Raw genomic sequence first — 20594 nt, 5'->3', positions numbered from 1 at the left:
AGAAAATATCCTTCGGCTGAATGCGAGGAGACAGAATGAACCCCGATATTAAGGAAGCCAACGGAGCATGCCACTGCGGAACCGTGCGTTTTCGCGTCAAATTATCCGATGGCCTGCATACAGCTCGCCGCTGCACCTGCTCCTATTGCCGGATGCGCGGAGCCGTCGCTGTTTCCGCAGGACTGGACGGACTGGAAGTTCTTGAAGGCGAAGATGCGCTGACGCTCTACCAGTTCAATACCGGCGTGGCGAAACATTATTTCTGCTCGAAATGCGGGATCTACACCTTCCACCAGCGTCGCTCCAATCCGCAGCAGTATGGCGTGAATGCAGCGTGTCTGGAAGGTGTATCACCGTTCGATTTTGCGGTCGTCGAAGTGAATGACGGTGTGAACCACCCATCCGACAATCCGAACCGGAAAAGCTCGGGCGTGGCAGGCTATCTCCGCTTCGAGCCGATTGAAAACGATTAGCGCCGGATCACCTTCCGCGCGTTCTTCTCCCATGAAAACACGACTGGCGGCAGCGGATCGAGGCCGCGAATAATATCCGCGCCCTTTTCTCCGACCATGATAGTCGGCGCATTGGTGTTGCACGATGGAACGCGCGGCATGATCGAACTGTCGCAAACCCGCAGACCTTCAAGACCGCGCACTTTCAGATCAAGATCGACGACTGCCATAGCATCAATCCCCATCTTGCAGGTGCCGACCGGATGGTGATCTGTCTTGGCGTTGGCACAGGCATAGTCGAACAGATCATCATCGCTCATCACCTTTGGCCCCGGCAGGCGTTCGGCCATGACATAAGGCTTCAAGGCATCCTGTTGCATGATTTCACGCGCGATCTTCAATCCTTCGAGCGACATTTCACGATCATGCGGATCGCTCCAGTAATTGGGATCAATCAGCGGCGCTGATGCCGGATCATTAGAAGCCAGTCGCACGGTTCCACGTGAGCGTGGATGCAGATAGGCGGAATTCAACGTCACGCCTGCATTCTTGAGCTTCTCGACGCCCGCTTCAATGCCCGATCCAAGCCCCAGATGGAACTGGATGTCCGGTGAACGGGCATCGGGATCAGCATACCAGAAACCGCCGGTTTCAAACAGGCTTGATGCAACCGGACCGGAACGCAGCAGGATATATTGCAGACCCGCGCCAAGCGTGCGGTGCAGTTTCGCAACGCCGTCATAGGTGTGATCGCCGGTGCATTCGGCAATCACAAACAGATCGAGATGATCCTGCAGGTTCTCGCCTACGCCGGGCAGGTCATGTTTCACCACGACTCCCATCTGCTCCAGATGATCAGCAGGGCCGATGCCTGATTGCAACAGGAGTTTAGGCGAACCGACCGCACCGGATGAAACGATCACCTCACGTGAAGCGCGCACGGTTTCGCCGCTCATCAGCGTAACACCGCCTACGCGGGTCTTTTCCAGCTCGAGATTGCGCACCGGCGCATTCATCCGCACTGTCAGGTTTTTGCGGTCCCTGGTCGTCGCAAGATAAGCAAGGGATGCCGAAGATCGGCGGCGATTGCGCTGCGTGAGCTGATAAAAGCCTACACCTGCCTGTTCGCGACCATTGAAATCCGGATTATAAGGAATCCCAAGTTCCTGCCCCGCGCGGATATAGGCATCACAGATCGGCAATGGCGCGGACGGCATTGAGACACCAAGCGGCCCGCCATAGGCATGAAAGTCATCATTGAAACGCTGATTGTCTTCGGCGCGTTTGAAATAGGGCAGCACATGGCGATAATCCCAGCCGGTGCAGCCTTCTTCCCCGGCCCATAGATCATAATCGGCTGCATTGCCGCGCGTATAAATCTGCGCATTGATGCTGGAGCCTCCACCGATCACTTTCGCCTGCGTATAGCGCAGAACGCGGTTTTTCAGGTGCTTCTGCGGCACGGTTTCCCAGCCCCAGCTCGCCACGCCCTTGGTCATTTTTGCAAAGCCGGCTGGCATATGAAACAAGGGATTCCAGTCGCTGCCACCTGCTTCCAGCAGCAGAACGTTGACAGATCCATCCTCGCTCAGACGATTGGCGAGAACGCAACCGGCAGGCCCGCCCCCGACGATGATATAGTCGTAATCCATCTCGCTGTTCCTAAAGCTTGGCAATCGACAGGCCGCCATCGGCATTGATTATCGACCCTGTGGCAAAAATGAAGTCGCCGCCTGCAAGGCTTGCAACAATAGCGCCCACATCGCCCGCCTCGCCCCAACGTTTCATCGGCACCAGACCGCCTTCGATCAGCGCGTCATAACGTTCGGCGACACGGGCCGTCATGTCAGTTCGGATGATACCGGGGCGCACCTCAAACACGCCGATCCGCGCCTCTGCCAGGCGCAGCGCCAATCCCTGCACAAAGGCCGAAAGCCCCGCTTTGCTGATGCAGTAATCAAGCCGTTCGGGCGAAGTCATCACCGATGAAACCGAACTGATCGTCACAATGCTGCGTGAAAAACGCACTTCGGTCGCAGCCAGCATGGCCGCCACCACAGCCTGCGTGAAAAACACCGTGCCGCGCAGGTTCACGCCCATGATCGTGTCGAAATTCTCTGGCTTCAGCCCGAGAAAATCGCCGCGCTCAACGGAGCCCATGCCGGCATTGTTCACCAGGCAGTCAATACCGCCAAACTCGTCCAGCACGGCAGAAACGGTTTTCTCATGCGTCTCGACCGCGGCAAGATCATTTTCAAAGAAAGCCACTTTTCGGCCCACCGCCCGCAATTCATGGATGACGGCCTCGTCACTTTCACGGTCAGTGATCGCCAGATCAAAGCCCTTGGCGGCCAAAGCGCGGGCAATACCCAGCCCGATACCGCGCCGCCCACCAGTCACCAATGCAACAGGTCTTTCACGGTTCATGCCAGTATCTCCCGGTTCAGATGATCTGCCACACGCAAAGCCTGCGCCGCGATGGTCAGCGCCGGATTGACCGCCGCCGATGTCGGCAGGAACGACGCATCGACCACATAAAGGTTGGGGTGGCCGTAAGCGCGGCAATAAGGATCCAGCGGTGCCGTCGCGGGATCGTTGCCGATACGGACCGTACCGCATTGGTGCGACGGCGTGCGCCGGTCAAAGGCTCGCGAGAACACGATCGGAAAGCCTGCCCGTCTGAGCGCGGATTTGAGCTTGTCGACCAGCATCAGATGCGCTTTCCAGTTGCTGCGCACCCAATGCAGAACAATGCGATCGCCATCCACGCTCACGCGGCTTTCCGGCGATGGCAGGTCTTCGCTCATCGCGTAGAAATCGATCGTATGTCCGGCAATCCGGTTCAAAAGCCATTCCGGCACTTGGCGCATATTGGACTTCAGGATTGCGCCCGAAACACGGCCCAGCAACTGCACATTGCCAAGCGGCGGCCCACCTGCCCCATCAGACAAATAGTAATCGTTGAAGCCGAAGGTCTTCTGGTAGACACTGTCATTGCGATAACGCGGATCAAATCCGATTACCGCACTGGCATTGTGATTCATGAAATTGCGGCCGACCTGATCAGAACCATTGGCCAATCCGCAACGCAGCAGAAGTGCTGCCGACTGCACCGCACCCGCTGAGAGAATGACCAGCTTCGGACGCAGAACCAGCGTCTGGCCGTTCTTCATATAATGCACCGCTGCAATAGTCTTTCCATCCGGCCCAGCTTCCAGTCGCGTCACCCGCGCCGATGTTTCAAGCCGCACATTCGGATGTCTGAGTGCCGCCGCAAGTGGACAGGTTTCCGCATCCATCTTGCCATCATCGCAATTGGGATGCGCATCCCACGGCGTTTTGGCCTTTGCCAACCAGCGCTCAATATCAACACCCAATGGCAAGGAAGCCGGATGTAGCCCGGCTTTCTTCAGCCGCACCCGTACATCAGCAATAGCCGGTTCATCGCTGATCGCCGAATGGGAATAGGGCTTTGAGTGATTGGGCTCGGTCGGGTCATCGCCCAACGCACCGCGCACCTGAAAAAGCTCTTCCGCCTTGCAGTACCAAGGCTCAAGTTCATCATATGTAAAGGGCCACGCGGGCGACACACCTTCCAGATGCGCAAGCTCTTCAAAATCCTCGCGGCGATAGCGGATCAGCACCGCACCATAGAACTTGGAATTACCGCCGACATTGTAATAATTACCGGGATTGAAAGGCGTGCCATCGGCCTCATACCAGAACTCTTTCGGACGAAAAAAGCCGCGCTGGAAAATGGCACGTGGATCGCGGTTTTCCGGCCTTTCAGCGAGCCGCTCCCCCGCCTCCAGAATAAGAATGTCAGCACCCGATGCGGCCAGACCGGCGGCAACCGTCGCGCCGCCGATACCCGATCCGATGATGACGATATCCGGCTGTCCTCCCAAAGCCATCACTCCTACTTTTCTTGCGGCATCCACCAGCCCGTGCGTGCACCGATATGCATGTTGAGTGTCTTGGTTTCGGTGTAATCCTCCACCGCGTGACGGCCCAGCTCGCGCCCCAGACCCGACTGGCGATAACCACCGAAAGGCAGTTCCGGCGTGCCATCCATGAAGGTGTTCATCCAGACTGTGCCAGCACGCACCTTGCGACCGATGCTCATGCAGGTGTCGAAATCGCGGCTCCACACACCGGCGGAAAGCCCGTAATCGACCGCATTGGCAATAGAGATCGCCTCATCCACCGTATCAAAGGAAAGCACCGAGAGAACCGGCCCGAACACCTCCTCGCGCGCCACGGCCATATCCGCCTTCACCCCGGCAAGAATGGTCGGCCCCATATATTGACCAAGGCCGAGATCGAGCACATCGCCGCCATGCGCAATTGCGGCACCGGCCTTCTTGGCCTGATCGACATAGGCACCGACCTTTGTCAAATGCTCACGCGTGATGATCGCGCCGACCTGCGTGCTGACATCCAGCGGATCGCCAACAATCACCTTTTTTGACAGATCGGCCACGCGCCCGACAATCTCATCGACAATAGAGCGATGCACGATCAGTCGCGAACCGGCATTGCAGCACTCACCGGCATTGAACCAGGCGCCGAACACTGCCGCATCGATGAAGGCATCCATATCCGCGTCCGGGAATAGGATTTGCGGGTTCTTGCCGCCAAGCTCCAGCGATACTTTCTTGAGCGTTTGCGCCGCATTGGCCATGGTCAGCTTACCCACACCCGTGGAGCCGGTGAACGACACCATATCGACGTCTGGATGCGTGCTCATATGCTGGCCAACCTCGGAACCCGTCCCGGTGACGATGTTCACAACACCGTCCGGCAGACCTGCCTCGGCCAGAATTTCACCCAATAACAATGTCGAACCGGAAGTCAGTTCCGAAGGCTTCACCACCGCCGTACAGCCTGCAGCCAGCGCAAATGGCAGCTTCTGCCCAACGATCAGGAACGGGAAATTCCAAGGCGTGATGATCGACACCACACCAATCGCCTCGCGCAGCACGACACCCAACGACCCATCGCCCAGATTATTGTAGCTTTCGCCGTGCAAATCGCGCGCGAGTGCGGCTGCGTAGCGCCATATATCGACCGAACCGGCAATCTCGCCGCGCACCTGGGAAATGGGTTTGCCGGCTTCAATTGCATCGAGATAGGCAAGCTCTTCTGCCCGCGCTTCGATCAGATCAGCGGCCTTCAACAGAACCAGCGAACGCTGCGAAGCGGTTCTGGAAGACCAGCGTCCATCGTCAAAAGCCTTGCGCGCAGCCGCAACAGCGCGTTCCACATCAACCTTGTTGCCGGCCGGATAGCGGCTGACCGTAACGCCATGACCAGGCGCCACACGTTCAATGGTTTTCCCGCTTTGGCTCTGCACCCATTCGCCATCAATCAGCATGGAGAATTCGCGGACTTCCAGCCCATTCAGCGGCTGTGGCTTTACGACGACGCTCATTACCATTTTCCTTCAAAATTTGCTTCGCGCTTTTCACTGAAAGCAAGCGTACCTTCTTTGAGATCGCCGGTCTTGGCGACGAGGATAGAACCCAGCGCCTCGACTGCCGTGCCATTGTCCTCACCATTGGCGACAGACAGCATCAGTTTGGAAATCTCCAACGCCGCCGGTCCGCGCTTGGCCACCCGCGCCGCATAATCCTGCGCCGCCTGCAACGCCTCGCCTGTCTCGACAACATGATCGACCAGCCCATGCGACAGTGCTTCATCCGCCGTGAACATTTCACCGCCCAACACCATGCGGCGCACGATCTGCGCGCCAAAGCGGCGCACAAGGCGCTGTGTGCCCGACCAGCCCGGGATCATGCCAAGCGAGGTTTCCGGAAGACCGATCTTCGCCTGACGTTCTGCAATGCGAATATCGGCAGCACCCGCCAGCTCCAGACCGCCGCCCAAAGCATGGCCATTCATGGCAGCGATCAGCGGCACCCGCAGAGTTGCAAGCCGCTCGAACACGCGATGACCGTAGCGCACCCATGCATGGCCGAACTCTGCCGGTTCCATGCCGCCCCATGCCTTGATATCACCACCTGCCGAAAAAGCCTTGCCCTCCCCGGTCAGGATCGCAACCCGGACGCTGCTATCCGCTTCCACCCGGTCACACGCAGCAGACAGCTCCTGCAACAGCTCAATATCAAAGGCATTGAGCTTTTCAGGCCGCCTGATCGTCATGACCGCGATATGGTTCTCAATCGAGATTCCTATCCGATCAATATTTACGTTTTCTGGCATTTAAGCCTCCAGCTTTCGCGCAGGCTTTTGCGGCAGTTCAAGCCCGATTGGCGCGTCACGGAACAGCGCTTCATCCATGAGTTTAAGCTTGTCCGAAACAATCAGCGGGAACTCGGCTTGATCGAGAATATGCGTCTGCAAATCCACGCCAGGCGCAATTTCTGTAAGCACAATGCCTTCCGGCGTCAGTTTCATCACGGCGCGTTCAGTGACATAGGTAATATCCTGCCCCTGTGCGACGCCGCGCGGACCGGAGAAGGTGACATGTTCAACCTCATTAACCAGCTTTTTGAGCTTACCGTCCTTTTCGATCACCAGCTTGCCATCAGCAACCGACAATTTCGCACCCGCATTGAACATGCCCGAAAAGACGATCTTTTTTGCCCTTGCGGTAATATCGACAAAGCCGCCAGCGCCCGCAGTGACATGCGGACGGAATGAAAGCTTCGACACATTGACCGAACCGTCGCGCCCGATCTCAAGAAATGAGAGCAGCGAAGCATCGAAGCCCGCACCCTGAAAATAGGTGAACTGATAGGGCGACGGCATATAGGCATCGGCATTGGATGCGCAGCCAAAGGCAAAATCGAGAAGCGGCACACCGCCGACAGCGCCCTGCTCGATCACCCATGTCACCGCACCATGCAAGCCTTCTTCCAGCAGAATACGCGGCACATTGGCGGAAATACCGAAGCCGAGATTGACCGCACTTCCTGCCTGCAACTCCTGCGCCACACGCCGTGCAATCGCCTTTTGAATATTGAACTCAGGCAAACGGAATGTGTCGAGCGGGCGAAAAATCTCGCCTGAGATCGCTGGATCGTAAAGCGTCTGCGTGGTCTGTTTCTGATCAGGATCAACCACAATATAATCAACCAGAACCCCCGGTACCCGCACATCATGCGGCTTCAGCGTGCCTTCCTTGGCAATGCGCTTGACCTGCGCAATGACAATGCCGCCATTGTTGCGCGCGGCCAGCGCCTGATCCAGCCCACCGAGATAAGCGCCTTCATGCTCATAGGTAAGATTGCCGCGTTCGTCTGCTGTGGTGGCGCGAATGATCGTGACCTGCGGCACGATATTGGGAAAATACAGCCAGTCTTCACCTTCAAAACTGACATGTTTGACAACCGGCTCCTCACGCGCCTTGTCGTTCATCGCCGTGCCCTGCCGCTTGGGATCAACGAAAGTATCAAGCCCCACCTTGGTCAACACGCCGGGACGCTTGGCAGCGGCTTCGCGGTGCATATCGAACAGGATGCCTGACGGAATATTATAGGCCGGTATCTCGTTATTGGTGATCATCTGCCAGATCAGCGGCGGCTCTGCACCCGACGGACCAGACGGATAGGAACCGCCGATGATCTTTTTCAAAAGCCCCTTTTTAGCGATGTAATCGACGCCCTTGATGCCGCTCATGTCGCCAGCCGCAATCGGATGCAGCGTGGTGATGTTTTTGGGATGGCCGGTTTCATCGAACCGTTCGCCAATCGCTTTCAGCATCATATCCGGACAGCCGAGGCCACTGGATGAAGACACCGAAACCACAGCACTGTCTGGGATAAGTGCAGCCGCTTGCGCAAATGAAATATGCTTGCTCATAATGCTCAAAGTCCTGAATGAATAGCGGTGGCCTTGCCGGTCTTGGCGGCCTCAGCAACGGCAAGTCCTGTCGCCAGCGACCAGATGCCGTCCTCCAGTGTTGCCGATGGCTGCCCCTTGAACGAAATTGCTTCGTGAAAAGCCTGCAAGGCGGTTTCGTAGAGATTTTTCTGATCAAGCGGCAATTCGTTCTCGCCGTCCCTGTCACGCAGGATGACGGTTCCAACTGGCTTTTGCGTCATCACATTGCGCGCCACCAGCGAGCCTTCGCTGCCATGCACTTCAAAGCCGGTTTCGGCATATTTGGTGGTAAATGCATCGTGGAACTGGGCAATTGCGCCGGATGGGAAGCGCAGAACACCCATCACGCCGTCCTCCAGCCCCTCGCCGCCAAGTCCCCCTTGCTGGCTGAAAGCCAGCGCCTCGAGCGGGTTTTCGCCCAGCACAAAACGCAATGTGTCGACATCATGCACGGTGATATCGAGGATCACTCCGCCACCCGCATCAGGCCGCTCAATGCGCCAGCCCTGCAAATGCGGCGGCAGATAAACCGCATGAAAAACCCGCGCGCCCAGCACCTTGCCGATCCTGCCAGATGCAATCGCATCACGCATGGCACGGTGGCTTGCGGCATTGCGCAAGTGATGATTTGTGCCCGCCACGACACCTGCCTTGCGCGCTGCTTTCAGCATTTCATGCGCGTCGCTCAGCGTCAGCGCCAGCGGTTTTTCACAGAGAATATGTTTGCCGGCCTTGGCTGCGGCAATCGCCTGATCGCGATGCAGCTCATTGGTGGTGGAGATATAGACGGCGTCGATTTCCGGGTCGGACAAAAGCGCTTCAAGGCTTGTCACAGAGCGGGCAATACCGTTCTCGCAGGCATAGGTTTCGCCACGCTCAGCATTGGTGCTATAGACGGAAACGACCTCACCGCCGGTGGCACGAATAGCTCCGATCACCCATTCTTTTGCAATGGTGCTTGCGCCTATCAGACCCCACTTTGCCATTCGAATTTATCCTCCTGTTTTCTGAACGGCGCGCCGCAACTTGCACGCACCGCAAGACGCACCGACAAGCGCTGCGCCTCCGCCTCCACCCGTTCCGAATTGATCTGTTTCAACAAAAGCTGCGCCGCACGTTCTCCCAAACCCTGCGGATCGACTGCCACAGTCGTCAATGCCGGAACAGCCGTCTTGGCTTCGATCACATCGTCAAAACCGACAACGCCAAAATCCCGGCCCGGCTCCAGATTTGCAGCGCGCAAACCATCGCAAACGCCGAAAGCCACAGCGTCATTGAAGCACACTGCCGCCGTCGGCCTCTCGCCATGGCGCAGCATCTGTTCCACCGCTTCCGCACCGCCAGCGCGCGAAGGTGCGGCGGTATAAACCAGTGCAGCGTCATAAACGATCCCAGCCTGTTCAAGCCCCGCGCGATAACCAGCAACACGCTCGGAAAACACCGCCGTATCAGCATAGCCGCCCATGAAAGCGATAGACCTGTGCCCCAATGAGACCAGATGCTCGACCGCCTTTGCCACGCCGCCGCGATTATCCGAAACAATCGAAGAAACGCCCGATCCCGGCACATCGCGCACCATCTGCACGACCGGCAAGCCGCTTGTCGCCAAAGGCTTCAGGTCAATAGCCTCAGTACCCCGCGCAGGAGAAACGATCAGCCCGGCAATGCCGTGTTCGCGCATCGAGGCAATCACCTCGCGTTGCCGGTCGATACTTTCCGCCGTATTGGCCAGAAACTGCACATAGCCAGCGGACTGCATGACGCGATCAACACCAACGGCCAGCTCGGCAAAGAAACTGTTAGTCAGATCATTGACCACAAGGCCGATGATTTTCGACTTCGACTGGCGCAAATTCGCAGCCGAACGATTATAGACATAACCGAGTTTCTCGATTGCCGCCTGCACCTTGGTGCGGGTTTCTGCATGAACCAGCGGACTGTCACGCAGCACCAGCGAGACGGTCGATTTAGACACACCAGCCTCGCGCGCAATGTCGATAACGGTGACGCTGTTCTTGCTCATAACCTGCTCCGGTTTCGATTGCTGATTTAATTGGAACGTTCCAATATTGTCAAGAGCAGGAACGGAAACGGGCATTTCTCTTCACTTTGCCATAACTGAAAGCCGATTTTGAGCGCAAACTCTTTGCGAAAGTACCAGTTTAATACAAAGAATTGCTCAAATCATAATTCTGCCTTAATTTACAACCGGATTGCTATTTGGAACGTTCTAAAATAACAATCAGCCATTCAAGCGGAGGAACGATAAGGGTATGAGCGAGCATCAAGTAACATTGCCGGATGGCAAGGGAAGCCTGAGTTCATACAAGTTGAGCGGTACACCAACCCCGCGCCCGGCAAGCCCGCCGCAGTTCAATCGCATCGCTTATGCGGCGGCCCACGTCGTTTCCAATCCGCTCAAGGACCGCCTGCCATGGAATGATCCGGCAATAGACTGGGACGCGACCATGGCTTTCCGCCATCATCTTTGGAGCCTCGGCTTTCAGATCGCAGAAGCGATGGACACGTCACAGCGTGGCATGGGTTTGAACTGGACGGGCGCGCAGGAATTGATCCGCCGCTCGCTGGCAGAAAGCAAGACCGTAACAGGTGCCGACCTTGCCAGCGGTGCAGGCACCGATCATCTCGATCCGGCAGAAGCCAAAAGCCTTGATGACGTTATCAAGGCTTACGAGACACAGGCCAGTTTCATCGAAAAACACGGCGGGCGCTTCATCCTGATGGCCAGCCGTGCGCTGGCGCGCATCGCCAGATCGCCAGACGATTACATCAAGGTTTATAGCCATATTCTCGCCAATGCGCAGGACAAGGTCATATTGCACTGGCTGGGCGATATGTTCGATCCGCAGCTCAAGGGCTATTGGGGTTCGCAGGCATTTGACGACACGCTTGATACGGTGATCGGTATCATAGAAGCCAATCGCGACAAGGTGGAAGGCATCAAGATTTCGCTTCTGGAGGAGCGCTACGAAATCGCGTTGCGTAGCCGCCTGCCGGAAGGCGTGCTGTGTTTCACGGGTGATGATTTTAACTATGCGCCACTGATCGAGGGCGACGGAAACAAGCACAGCCATGCCCTGCTCGGCATTTTCGATGCCGTCGCACCACAGGCGTCCAGCGCTCTAGCCGCACTCGCTGCGGGCGACAATGCCCGCTTCCGCGCGATCATCGAACCGACCGTACCCCTATCGCGCAAAATCTTTGAAGCACCGACGCAATACTACAAGGCAGGCATTGTGTTCCTCGCCTGGCTGAACGGCCATCAAAGCCATTTCACCATGCCTGCCGGAATGCAGTCGGCGCGCGGCATCCTGCATTACGCCGAGATCTTCCGCCTTGCCGATCAGGCCAATGTGCTTGATCAGCCGAACCTCGCTATCCAACGCATGAAGCAGCTTCTGGCGATTTACGGCATAGAATGAAAACAGGCGGTGGGTCTGTTTGTACGCCTGTTCCCATCACGCCTCAACGCCAGCCAAGACCCGGCGCGACATGCTTGAGGATCGACTCGATCACATGCGCATTGTACTCCACCCCAAGCTGGTTTGGCACGGTGAGAAGCAGCGTGTCGGCTTCGGCAATCGCCTCGTCCCTGGCCAGCTCCTCGATGAGCCTGTCAGGTTCGGCAGCATAAGACCGCCCGAAGACGGCCCGTAGGTCTTCCTCGATATAGCCGATCGAATCCTGCTCCTTGCCGCCATTGCCGAAATAGGCCCGGTCGCGATCATCGACCAGTGCGAAGATGCTGCGGCTCACCGAAACACGCGGTGCGCGCGTATGTCCGGCTTCCTTCCAGGCTTCACGGTAGGCGCGAATCTGCTTGGCCTGCTGGATGTGCAGCGGCTCGCCGGACTCATCCTTCTTCAGCGTCGAGCTTTGCAGGTTCATGCCAAGCTTTGCCGCCCAGACGGCGGTGGCATCCGAGGCAGCGCCCCACCAGATACGATCCCGAAGGCCTTCCGAATGCGGCTCGATGCGCAACAGACCGGGAGGGTTCGGAAACATAGGACGTGGGTTTGGCTGGGCAAAGCCCTGCCCCTTCAGCGCTTCAAAGAACACCTCGCCATGCTGGCGCCCCATATCGGCATCGGTCTTGCCCTCCTCCGGCGCATAGCCGAAATAACGCCAGCCATCGATCACCTGTTCAGGCGAGCCACGGCTGATGCCAAGCTGCAGGCGTCCCTTGGAGATCAAGTCCGCGGCGCTAGCATCTTCGACCATATAGAACGGATTTTCATAACGCATATCGATGACAGCGGTGCCAATCTCGATCTTGCTTGTCTTTGCACCGATGGCCGCAAGCAGCGGAAATGGCGATGCAAGCTGGCGCGCAAAATGGTGCACGCGGAAATAGGCGCCATCCGCGCCCAGTTCTTCGGCGGCAACCGCGAGGTCTATCGATTGCAGAAGCGCGTCGCTGGCGGAGCGGGTTCCCGATTGCGGCGACGGCGACCAGTGGCCGAAGGAAAGAAAGCCGATTTTTTTCATGATGATGTTCCCTGCTGCGGGCGAAAGATTTGCTCCTGCCCAATATGGCAGCGCGCAACCGAATTGAAAGGCTGCCGAACACTGACACAGTGTTCAGCATTCTGCACCCGCTGCTTTCGCCTATTCCATACGGGCGCTTCCTTCGGATACGTTGACAGTCCCAGCGGACCCGATTAAGCCTCAAATCTGGCGGATAAACCTTCAATCTGAGGTTATTGGAGAAAAGGTGTTTGCCGATAAGCAACGCACCAAAACAGGGGAGATTTTAATGCGTTCTATGCTTCTGGCCTTGTTGGCCGCAACGGCCATTGCCACCTCAGCACAGGCAAAAGACGTAACTGTCGCAGTGACCGCCATCGTTGAACATCCAGCCCTCGACGCTGCACGCGACGGCGTGAAGGATGCGCTGGCCGAAGCCGGCTACAAGGAAGGCGAAAATCTCAAATTCGTTTATCAGTCCGCACAGGGCAACCCGGCAACAGCCGCGCAGATCGCCCGCCAGTTCGTCGGCGAAGCTCCAGACGTGATCGTTCCGATCTCCACGCCTTCGGCACAGGCTGTCGTTTCGGCCACACGCGATATTCCGATCGTCTTCACCGCCGTTTCCGATCCGGTCGGCGCGCAGCTCGTCAAGGACATGACGAAGCCAGGCGGTAACGTGACGGGTCTCTCCGACATGTCGCCTGTGGCAGAGCATATCAAGCTCATCAAGGAAGTGATGCCGAACATCAAGAAGCTTGGCTATCTCTATAATTCCGGCGAAACCAATTCCGTGTCGCTGCTGGCCGCGCTGAAGGAAGCCGCTGCTGCCGAAGGCATCGAAATCGTTGAATCGGCAGCCACCAAATCGGCTGAAGTTCAGGGGGCCGCCCGCGCCCTCGTCGGCCGTGCGGATGCCATGTATGTGCCCACCGACAACACCATCGTTTCGGCTCTTGAAAGCGCTGTCGGTGTCGCCGAAGAAAGCAAGCTGCCGCTCTTCACCGCGGATACGGACTCGGTCAAGCGGGGCGCGCTGGCTGCGCTCGGCTTCAACTATTACGACGTCGGCAAGCAGACCGGCGCTGTCGTGGTTAAAATTCTCAAGGGTGAAAAGCCGGGCGATATTCCGGTCAACATCGCCAAGGGAACCGATCTCGTCATCAATCTCAGCGCTGCCAAGAAGATGGGCGTAGAATTCCCGCAGGCCGTTATCGACCGCGCTACCAGCAAGATCGACTGATCGTCCGTCATATTTTCATTGCATGTCGCCCAACAAGGGAACCGCCTCCGCAGGGAAATCAGTTCACTGGACTGATTTCCGCCCCTGCAAAGATGGAATAAAGACATACATGAACACAAACGCTTAAAGCCTGTCGTACAATTACGGTGTAGTGCGGCACGATTTAACCGGAAAGGGCGGGATGAAACTCCCGCCCTTTTCTTTGGAGCCTCTTTCCAACATTTGAGCTTGTAAAAATGCCTGCTATTCGAATCCTTCCCGCTGACGACAACACCAACGGCTGGAGCAAGATATTGCCAGTTCGCGTGCCAAATTCGGCGCTTGAAGGTGATATCAAGGCCGACTGGATCGTGCTTGGTGCAGGATATGCGGGCGTCGCAGCCGCACGGCGGCTGGCCGAGAACCGTCCCAGCGACCGAATTGCATTGATTGATGCGCAGGAAGTTGGAAAAGGAACGTCAGGCCGGGCTGCCGGCTTTGCCATCGATCTGCCGCATAATGTCAGCTCTTCGATGGAGGAACTGGCCAAGTCCCACAGCTACCGCGCTCTGGCGCGCGCGGCCATTGACCATCTGAAGCAGCAGATCGACCGCTATGGCATCGACTGCGACTGGCGGCAGGACGGCAAGTTTCACGCAGCGGTTTCCGATCAGGGTGTGCGCGAGGTTCTTGAGCCGACCGTCAAGGAGCTGGAACGCCTCAGGGAACCATTCGAGTGGCTTGAAGGCGATGCGCTGGTCAAACGGCTCGGAACGCACCATTTCAAGGCCGCGATCTTCACCTATGGCACTTCACTGTTGAATCCGGCTGCCCTCGTACGCGGCCTCGCCGACAGCCTGCCGAATAACGTCACGCTTTACGAGAACTCCGCTGTCACCAAGGTCGATTACGGCGAGCGCATCCACATCACGACGGCAAAGGGCGGTATCGAGGCTCCAGCCATGATCCTGACAGTCAATGGCTTTGGCGAGCAGTTTGGCTTTTTTAGGCGAAAGCTCCTGAACTTTGCCGCCCATGCCAGCCTGAGCCGCAAGCTTACGGACGAAGAATACCAAGCCATCGGCGAAATCGCTCCATGGGGATTGACGCCTGCAAACTCTTTTTCCGGCATCACCATGCGCCTGACCTCTGACCGGCGCATTCTGGTGCGGCAGAACGTGCATTTCTGCCCTTCGCTCCGCCAGTCCGATGCGCGTCGGCAAACAATCAAACGTGAACACAAGCGGCTGTTCAACGAGCGTTTTCCGATGCTGCCGAATGTGGACATGGAGCACACATGGACGGGTTTCATCTGCCTGTCGCGTAACGGTGCGCCGGGCTTCGGCCAGATTGCAAAGAATGTGTACACATCCCTCTGCCAGAACGGCGTCGGTATTACCAAAGGCACCATTGGCGGCATACTTGCCGCCGACATGGCCTGCGATATAGACAATCCGTTGATCGACGACATGCTGAAGCTTGGTAGCCCGACAGGATTGCCGCCGCGGCCTTTCCTCGACGTCGGGGTTCGGGCACGATTTGCATGGGAACTGTGGCGTGCCCGCGGCGAAGTATGACCGAAAGCAGTCTAATCCGAATGTTGTAACAGTCCCACAGAATGGTGCTTTTTGGCGCATTACCAGCGATAGTGCTTGCGTGCTGCCGCGTTTTGCGTTGTATCCCCAAAACGATACAGCAAGAAAACCGCAAGCAAAGCGGCAAATGAAATTTGAAGTGCCCTGCACTCGGTTGGATGCAGGTTCGCTACAAGCATAAACCGGGGAGATGTTTCAGGTGACAGGTTCACCGGAAGCGGACTCAGAACAAAACCGGTCGTGACTGAGGCTGGCAGCGTGGAACATCCGGGATTTCCCGGTTTTCGCAACGCCGACGATGAAAGCCGCCCTGTAGCGGAAATCGTTCGTTTTGGTCGCGGCGAGAAACAAGGAATGACATTGTGAGTCAGATCGCCTTCTGGGGTGCGGTCGAATTGGGCCTCGTCTTCGCATTTGTAGCCATCGGCGTCTATCTGGCGTTCCGTGTCCTCGATTTCCCCGATCTGACGGTTGACGGTTCGTTTCCGCTCGGCGCTGCCGTGACGGGTGTGCTGATCCTTGCAGGCATGAATGCCTGGCTGGCTGCTGCCATCGCCATGGTTGCAGGCGCTGCCGCGGGGCTCGTAACCGCAACACTGAATGTGCGTTTCAAGATTCTCAATCTTCTCGCATCCATCCTGACCATGATCGCGCTGTTCTCCGTCAATCTGCGCGTCATGGGGCGTCCCAACATCGCCCTCATCAATCAGGATACCATGCTAACGCCGTTCTTCGGTCACGGCATTCCCGAATATTATGTACGTCCGATGTTCCTCCTGGTTCTGGTTGCCATTGCAGTGTTCATCGTCTGGCGCTTTCTGGAAAGCGACATGGGTCTTGCCATGCGTGCGACCGGGGCCAATCCGAGAATGGCGCGCGCACAGGGCGTTCGCACCGAACGGCAGATCTATCTCGGTATGGCGCTTTCCAACGCACTGGTGGCTCTCGGTGGCTCACTGTTCGCGCAGACAAACGGCTTTGCCGATGTCACCTCGGGCGTAGGTACAATCGTGGTTGGCCTTGCAGCGGTTATCATCGGCGAAACTTTGTTGCGCAGCCGCTTCATCCTGGTGATCCTGATTGGCTGCGTGCTTGGCTCGATCATCTATCGTATCGCCATCCAGTTTGCACTTTCCAACGGTGATGTTCTCGGCCTGCAGGCGTCCGATCTCAACATCGCAACTGCCCTTCTCGTCACCTTCGCCCTGATATTGCCGCGCCTGCGTCGCGGAGGAGCATCCGCATGATCGAACTTTCCAATCTCGATGTCGTGTTCGGCCGCGGCACTCCGCTTGAAAAGCAGGTTCTGAACAAGATCGACCTGACCATGGAGAAGGGTTCCTTTGTCACTGTCATCGGATCGAACGGTGCTGGCAAGTCGACGATGCTGGGCGTTCTTGCAGGCGACGTAATCCCGACCGCCGGCAAGGTCGTCATCAGCGGTAAGGACGTAACCCGCAAACCCACCGCCGAACGGGCCGGTCTCGTGGCTCGCGTGTTTCAGGACCCACTGGCAGGCAGTTGTGGTACGCTGTCGATTGAGGAAAACCTTGCGCTAGCCGCTTCACGCGGCAAGACACGCGGGCTCACCCACGCGCTCAACGCCAACCGCCGTGCGTGGTTTCGCGAGCGCGTTGCAAGCCTCAATCTGGGGCTGGAAAACCGCATGCAGGACCGCATGGAGCTTCTTTCCGGCGGCCAGCGTCAGGCCCTGTCGCTTATCATGGCGACACTTGCCGGTTCGGAAGTTCTGCTACTCGACGAACATACCGCAGCGCTTGACCCCGGCATGGCCGAGTTCGTGATGGAACTGACACGGACGCTGATTGCCGAGAACAAGCTGACCGCCTTGATGGTTACCCATTCCATGCGGCAGGCGCTCGATTATGGCGACCGCACGATCATGTTGCATGGCGGTAGGATCCTGCTTGACGTCACCGGCGACAAGCGCAAGACGCTTGGCGTTGAAGACCTTATCGAAATGTTCCGCAAGGTACGCGGCCAGACGCTCGATGATGATGCCCTGCTGATCGAATAGGTTTGCAAACAGCTTTGTTTCGCAGCCGTCGTTCAGCTTGAGCGGCGGCTGTTTTGTTTGAAGGCGAATTGCGCTAATGAATGGTCATGGCGCAAAAGAAAGCAAATGAAGTCGACGGTTTTCTGGCAAGACCGACCAGTTCGTTCCCGATCGTGCTGCTTTACGGCCCCGATAAGGGGTTGGTGAGCGAACGTGCGCGCCGCTTTGCCGAAGCGAGCAAATTACCGCTGGATGACCCCTTTGCCGTCATTCGCATGGAAGCCGACGAGATTGAGGCCGATCCTTCAAAACTCGCCGATGAAGCCCGCACCATTTCCATGTTTGGCGGCCAGCGGCTGATCTGGATCAAGAATGCCGCAGGCCATAAGAAGCTGGCCGAAGCGGTTAAGTTGCTTGCAACCGAACCGCCGCATGAAACATTCGTTTTGGTCGAAGCTGGTGATCTCAAGAAGGGTGCGGCCTTGCGCAGCGCCATAGAAAGCGCTTCGGCAGGCATGGCCCTGCCCTGCTATTCGGATGATAGTCGCGGTATTGACGGCGTCATTGATGACGTTCTTGCTGAATGGAAGATGCAGATCACGCTCGACGGTCGCCAACTTCTGCGCGCAAGTCTCGGCGGTGATCGTCTCGCCACACGTGGTGAGCTGGAGAAGCTCTGTCTCTATGCACGCGGCAAGGAGCGGATCGATATAGATGACGTGCGCGAAGCTGTCGGCGATGTCGCAGGTCTTTCGACCGACGAGGTGATCGATGCGGTCCTGGCTGGCGATCTTCCGCGTTTCGAAGTCTCCTTCGATCGCGTCGTGAAATCCGGCACAGCGCCTTTTCTGCTGCTTAATACGGCAATGCGCCAGTTCCAGCAGGTGCAAACTTTACGTCATATCGCCGATACGGAGCGTAAAAGTGCATCCGTTGTTGTGGCGGCTGCACGTCCGCCAATCTTCTTCAATCGAAAGAAGCTCATCGAAAACGCCGTAAGCCGATGGACAGGCGAAAGCCTTGCGCGCGTTATGGAGCGCCTACAGCGCGCTGTTCTTGAAAGCCGGCAGAATGCAGACCTTGGCGTCCCCATCATTCGCCAATGTTTGCTGGCAATCAGTGTCGAATCGCTGCGGAATTCCCGTCGATAATAGAAATTGGTTCAAGTATTAAAAAGTAAACTCGCCGCGCTTCACAGCGGCGAGTTACTATTGTCTCTATATTATTCCAATTATCAACTCTGAAGACGACGGCAAATTTCGTCAAGTTGCTCAAGAGAGCTATACCGTATCTTGACCTCGCCGCCTCGCTCACGGTGATTGATTTCAACTTTCATACCAGTAACATCAGAAAGCAACTTCTCGAGCGCTTTGGTGTCAGCATCTTTCTCAACTGGCCCTGCTTTACCGGGCTTGGCTTCGACACCACCACGCGCCTCCGCCTGCGCAAGCGCCTCCACCTGGCGTACCGACAAACCGTCTTTGACGATCCGTTCCGCGAGCGCAGTTGGGTTTTCCATTGTGATAAGGCTACGTGCGTGACCTGCCGAAAGCGCACCATCGACAATGAAGTCCTGCACTGGTTGCGGCAGTTTCAACAGGCGTAGCGTATTGGCGACATGGCTTCGGCTTTTGCCGATTACCTGTGCAAGATCATTCTGCGTATAGTCATGATTATCGATAAGCTGTTGATATCCCAGCGCTTCTTCAACCGCATTCAGGTCAGCACGCTGTACGTTTTCGATGATCGCGATTTCCAGTGCCACTCGATCATCCACATCGCGAACAATGACTGGGATCGTATCGACACCGGCTCGCTGCGAGGCGCGCCAGCGGCGCTCACCGGCAATCAGCTCGAAGCGGTCGGGCTGGCCCGGCGCGGGACGCACAACGATAGGCTGAACAACGCCATGTTCCTTGATCGACTGCGCCAGGTCTTCCAGCTCACCTTCCGAAAACATGCGGCGTGGATTGCGTGGATTGCGCGTCACAAACTCAATCGGAACATTCCGTTCAATTGGAACGGGTGCCTTACGCTCTTCGACAGGGCGGTCAATTTCACCGATCAGGGCCGCTAATCCGCGTCCAAGGCGCTTTTTTGAAGGATCGTCATTCATCGTTCGGCTTATTCCTGAATTGTTTCGTCGTCGAATCGATTGGTTTAAGCAGCCTGTAATTGTCGCTCGCGCTGGATAACTTCAGAGGCGAGCTGCAAATAGGCCTGGCTACCGGCACATTTCAGATCGTAGAGAATTGCCGGCTTTCCATGAGATGGTGCTTCGGATACGCGCACATTACGCGGAATCACGGTACGATAGACTTTCTCACCCATGAAAGCGCGAACATCGTCCACAACTTGCGCGGCCAGATTATTGCGGCTGTCAAACATGGTCAGCACGATGCCCTGGATCGATAGCTCGGGATTGATTGATGATCGCACCTGATCGACCGTCTGCAAAAGCTGGCTCAAGCCTTCCAGAGCGAAGAATTCACATTGCAGTGGCACCAGAACCGAATCGGCAGCGGCCATCGCGTTCAGGGTCAGGAGATTGAGCGACGGCGGACAATCGACAAGCACATAGGAAAAACGTTCAGAAACGCCTGAATCAAAACGTAGCGCGTCACGCAGGCGGCGCGTACGATCGGCTGACTGCGCTATTTCCATTTCAATACCAAGAAGATCCAATGTCGATGGCACGAGATGAAGATTTGGCACGTCCGTCAGCATCGCGGCGTCAGGAACCGACGACTCCTGCGTTAGCACGTCATAAGACGATAAAGGCCGATTGCGACGATCAATACCCAAACCGGTACTGGCATTTCCCTGTGGGTCAAGATCGACAATCAAAACGGTCTCACCGATTGCCGCCAAGGCTGTAGCCAGATTGATAGCAGTGGTCGTTTTACCGACACCACCCTTCTGGTTTGCAATGGTTATGATTCTGGACATTCTGTTCATCACCGTCGCCTTGC

Annotated in this window: 18 protein-coding genes; 7 read left to right on the top strand and 11 right to left on the bottom strand. The window is 56.9% G+C overall.

All coding sequences use genetic code 11. From position 1 onward, the window contains the following. Positions 1–35 precede the first annotated feature (35 nt). Positions 36–473, top strand: coding sequence for a GFA family protein (locus FJQ48_RS08510; RefSeq protein WP_139974750.1), 438 nt, complete (start codon positions 36–38; stop codon positions 471–473). Here FJQ48_RS08510 and FJQ48_RS08505 read toward each other — a convergent pair. From FJQ48_RS08505 to FJQ48_RS08470, 8 genes are read right to left on the bottom strand one after another with little or no spacing between them, the layout of a single operon-like run. Continuing rightward, a complete protein-coding gene (locus FJQ48_RS08505; protein ID WP_139974749.1) occupies positions 470–2104 on the bottom strand; it encodes a GMC family oxidoreductase N-terminal domain-containing protein in 1635 nt (544 codons plus the stop codon). The two genes, FJQ48_RS08510 and FJQ48_RS08505, sit on opposite strands and share 4 nt — an antisense overlap. 10 nt (positions 2105–2114) lie before the next feature. Beyond that, positions 2115–2879, bottom strand: a complete 765-nt coding sequence (locus FJQ48_RS08500; protein ID WP_139974748.1) for a 3-ketoacyl-ACP reductase — start codon at positions 2877–2879, stop codon at positions 2115–2117. Next, entirely contained in the window at positions 2876–4360 is a 1485-nt protein-coding gene (locus FJQ48_RS08495; protein WP_139974892.1) for a GMC family oxidoreductase, read from the bottom strand. Before FJQ48_RS08495 ends, FJQ48_RS08500 begins: the two co-directional genes overlap by 4 nt. Positions 4361–4371: 11 nt before the next feature. Further along, positions 4372–5892: an aldehyde dehydrogenase family protein gene (locus tag FJQ48_RS08490; RefSeq protein ID WP_139974747.1), complete on the bottom strand. Its 1521-nt coding sequence runs from the start codon at positions 5890–5892 to the stop codon at positions 4372–4374. Further along, positions 5886–6677, bottom strand: coding sequence for an enoyl-CoA hydratase/isomerase family protein (locus tag FJQ48_RS08485; RefSeq protein ID WP_139974746.1), 792 nt, complete (start codon positions 6675–6677; stop codon positions 5886–5888). The genes FJQ48_RS08490 and FJQ48_RS08485 overlap by 7 nt, the downstream gene beginning before the upstream one ends. Then, positions 6678–8279 (bottom strand): acyl CoA:acetate/3-ketoacid CoA transferase, encoded by a 1602-nt coding sequence (locus tag FJQ48_RS08480; RefSeq protein ID WP_139974745.1) that lies wholly within the window; start codon positions 8277–8279, stop codon positions 6678–6680. Positions 8280–8284: 5 nt separating this feature from the next. Beyond that, a complete protein-coding gene (locus tag FJQ48_RS08475) occupies positions 8285–9286 on the bottom strand; it encodes a Gfo/Idh/MocA family oxidoreductase (RefSeq protein ID WP_139974744.1) in 1002 nt (333 codons plus the stop codon). After that, on the bottom strand, positions 9268–10323 hold the full coding sequence (locus FJQ48_RS08470) for a LacI family DNA-binding transcriptional regulator (RefSeq protein ID WP_139974743.1): 1056 nt from the start codon (positions 10321–10323) through the stop codon (positions 9268–9270). The genes FJQ48_RS08475 and FJQ48_RS08470 overlap by 19 nt, the downstream gene beginning before the upstream one ends. A 250-nt stretch (positions 10324–10573) precedes the next feature. Here FJQ48_RS08470 and FJQ48_RS08465 point away from each other — a divergent pair, with 250 nt between their 5' ends. Continuing rightward, on the top strand, positions 10574–11743 hold the full coding sequence (locus FJQ48_RS08465; RefSeq protein WP_139974742.1) for a dihydrodipicolinate synthase family protein: 1170 nt from the start codon (positions 10574–10576) through the stop codon (positions 11741–11743). Positions 11744–11786: 43 nt separating this feature from the next. On the opposite strand, the gene FJQ48_RS08460 is transcribed toward FJQ48_RS08465, so the two are convergent. Beyond that, a complete protein-coding gene (locus FJQ48_RS08460) occupies positions 11787–12809 on the bottom strand; it encodes an LLM class flavin-dependent oxidoreductase (RefSeq protein WP_139974741.1) in 1023 nt (340 codons plus the stop codon). A 268-nt stretch (positions 12810–13077) separates the two neighbouring features. Here FJQ48_RS08460 and FJQ48_RS08450 point away from each other — a divergent pair, with 268 nt between their 5' ends. The 5 genes from FJQ48_RS08450 to holA all read left to right on the top strand — a co-directional run bounded on the left by FJQ48_RS08450 (position 13078) and on the right by holA (position 18773). Continuing rightward, positions 13078–14031, top strand: coding sequence for an ABC transporter substrate-binding protein (locus FJQ48_RS08450; protein ID WP_139974740.1), 954 nt, complete (start codon positions 13078–13080; stop codon positions 14029–14031). A 236-nt stretch (positions 14032–14267) separates the two neighbouring features. After that, positions 14268–15587: an FAD-binding oxidoreductase gene (locus tag FJQ48_RS08445; RefSeq protein WP_139974739.1), complete on the top strand. Its 1320-nt coding sequence runs from the start codon at positions 14268–14270 to the stop codon at positions 15585–15587. A gap of 380 nt (positions 15588–15967) precedes the next feature. Beyond that, positions 15968–16852: an ABC transporter permease gene (locus tag FJQ48_RS08440; protein WP_139974738.1), complete on the top strand. Its 885-nt coding sequence runs from the start codon at positions 15968–15970 to the stop codon at positions 16850–16852. Further along, a complete protein-coding gene (locus tag FJQ48_RS08435; protein WP_139974737.1) occupies positions 16849–17643 on the top strand; it encodes an ABC transporter ATP-binding protein in 795 nt (264 codons plus the stop codon). Before FJQ48_RS08440 ends, FJQ48_RS08435 begins: the two co-directional genes overlap by 4 nt. A gap of 86 nt (positions 17644–17729) precedes the next feature. Next, positions 17730–18773 (top strand): DNA polymerase III subunit delta, encoded by a 1044-nt coding sequence (gene holA, locus FJQ48_RS08430; RefSeq protein ID WP_139974736.1) that lies wholly within the window; start codon positions 17730–17732, stop codon positions 18771–18773. 83 nt (positions 18774–18856) lie between these two features. On the opposite strand, the gene FJQ48_RS08425 is transcribed toward holA, so the two are convergent. Both FJQ48_RS08425 and FJQ48_RS08420 read right to left on the bottom strand, forming a co-directional pair. Next, positions 18857–19738, bottom strand: a complete 882-nt coding sequence (locus FJQ48_RS08425) for a ParB/RepB/Spo0J family partition protein (protein ID WP_139974735.1) — start codon at positions 19736–19738, stop codon at positions 18857–18859. 44 nt (positions 19739–19782) lie between these two features. Beyond that, positions 19783–20580 (bottom strand): ParA family protein, encoded by a 798-nt coding sequence (locus FJQ48_RS08420; protein ID WP_139974734.1) that lies wholly within the window; start codon positions 20578–20580, stop codon positions 19783–19785. Positions 20581–20594 lie beyond the last annotated feature (14 nt).

It is taken from the genome of Ochrobactrum sp. CGA5, from assembly GCF_006345815.1.
GTDB lineage: Bacteria > Pseudomonadota > Alphaproteobacteria > Rhizobiales > Rhizobiaceae > Brucella.
The sequence above is the reverse complement of the archived record's forward strand: the minus strand, read 5'-3'. Positions and strand labels throughout refer to the sequence as shown.

What these genes read in the sequence shown, in the direction of transcription:
- FJQ48_RS08480 (WP_139974745.1), bottom strand. Translation starts at nt 8,279, where the DNA reads ATGAGCAAGCATATTTCATTTGCGCAAGCGGCTGCACTTATCCCAGAC.
- FJQ48_RS08500 (WP_139974748.1), bottom strand. Translation starts at nt 2,879, where the DNA reads ATGAACCGTGAAAGACCTGTTGCATTGGTGACTGGTGGGCGGCGCGGT.
- holA (WP_139974736.1), top strand. Translation starts at nt 17,730, where the DNA reads ATGGCGCAAAAGAAAGCAAATGAAGTCGACGGTTTTCTGGCAAGACCG.
- FJQ48_RS08490 (WP_139974747.1), bottom strand. Translation starts at nt 5,892, where the DNA reads ATGGTAATGAGCGTCGTCGTAAAGCCACAGCCGCTGAATGGGCTGGAA.
- FJQ48_RS08460 (WP_139974741.1), bottom strand. Translation starts at nt 12,809, where the DNA reads ATGAAAAAAATCGGCTTTCTTTCCTTCGGCCACTGGTCGCCGTCGCCG.
- FJQ48_RS08445 (WP_139974739.1), top strand. Translation starts at nt 14,268, where the DNA reads ATGCCTGCTATTCGAATCCTTCCCGCTGACGACAACACCAACGGCTGG.
- FJQ48_RS08485 (WP_139974746.1), bottom strand. Translation starts at nt 6,677, where the DNA reads ATGCCAGAAAACGTAAATATTGATCGGATAGGAATCTCGATTGAGAAC.
- FJQ48_RS08420 (WP_139974734.1), bottom strand. Translation starts at nt 20,580, where the DNA reads ATGAACAGAATGTCCAGAATCATAACCATTGCAAACCAGAAGGGTGGT.
- FJQ48_RS08470 (WP_139974743.1), bottom strand. Translation starts at nt 10,323, where the DNA reads ATGAGCAAGAACAGCGTCACCGTTATCGACATTGCGCGCGAGGCTGGT.
- FJQ48_RS08450 (WP_139974740.1), top strand. Translation starts at nt 13,078, where the DNA reads ATGCGTTCTATGCTTCTGGCCTTGTTGGCCGCAACGGCCATTGCCACC.
- FJQ48_RS08425 (WP_139974735.1), bottom strand. Translation starts at nt 19,738, where the DNA reads ATGAATGACGATCCTTCAAAAAAGCGCCTTGGACGCGGATTAGCGGCC.
- FJQ48_RS08510 (WP_139974750.1), top strand. Translation starts at nt 36, where the DNA reads ATGAACCCCGATATTAAGGAAGCCAACGGAGCATGCCACTGCGGAACC.
- FJQ48_RS08505 (WP_139974749.1), bottom strand. Translation starts at nt 2,104, where the DNA reads ATGGATTACGACTATATCATCGTCGGGGGCGGGCCTGCCGGTTGCGTT.
- FJQ48_RS08465 (WP_139974742.1), top strand. Translation starts at nt 10,574, where the DNA reads ATGAGCGAGCATCAAGTAACATTGCCGGATGGCAAGGGAAGCCTGAGT.
- FJQ48_RS08475 (WP_139974744.1), bottom strand. Translation starts at nt 9,286, where the DNA reads ATGGCAAAGTGGGGTCTGATAGGCGCAAGCACCATTGCAAAAGAATGG.
- FJQ48_RS08435 (WP_139974737.1), top strand. Translation starts at nt 16,849, where the DNA reads ATGATCGAACTTTCCAATCTCGATGTCGTGTTCGGCCGCGGCACTCCG.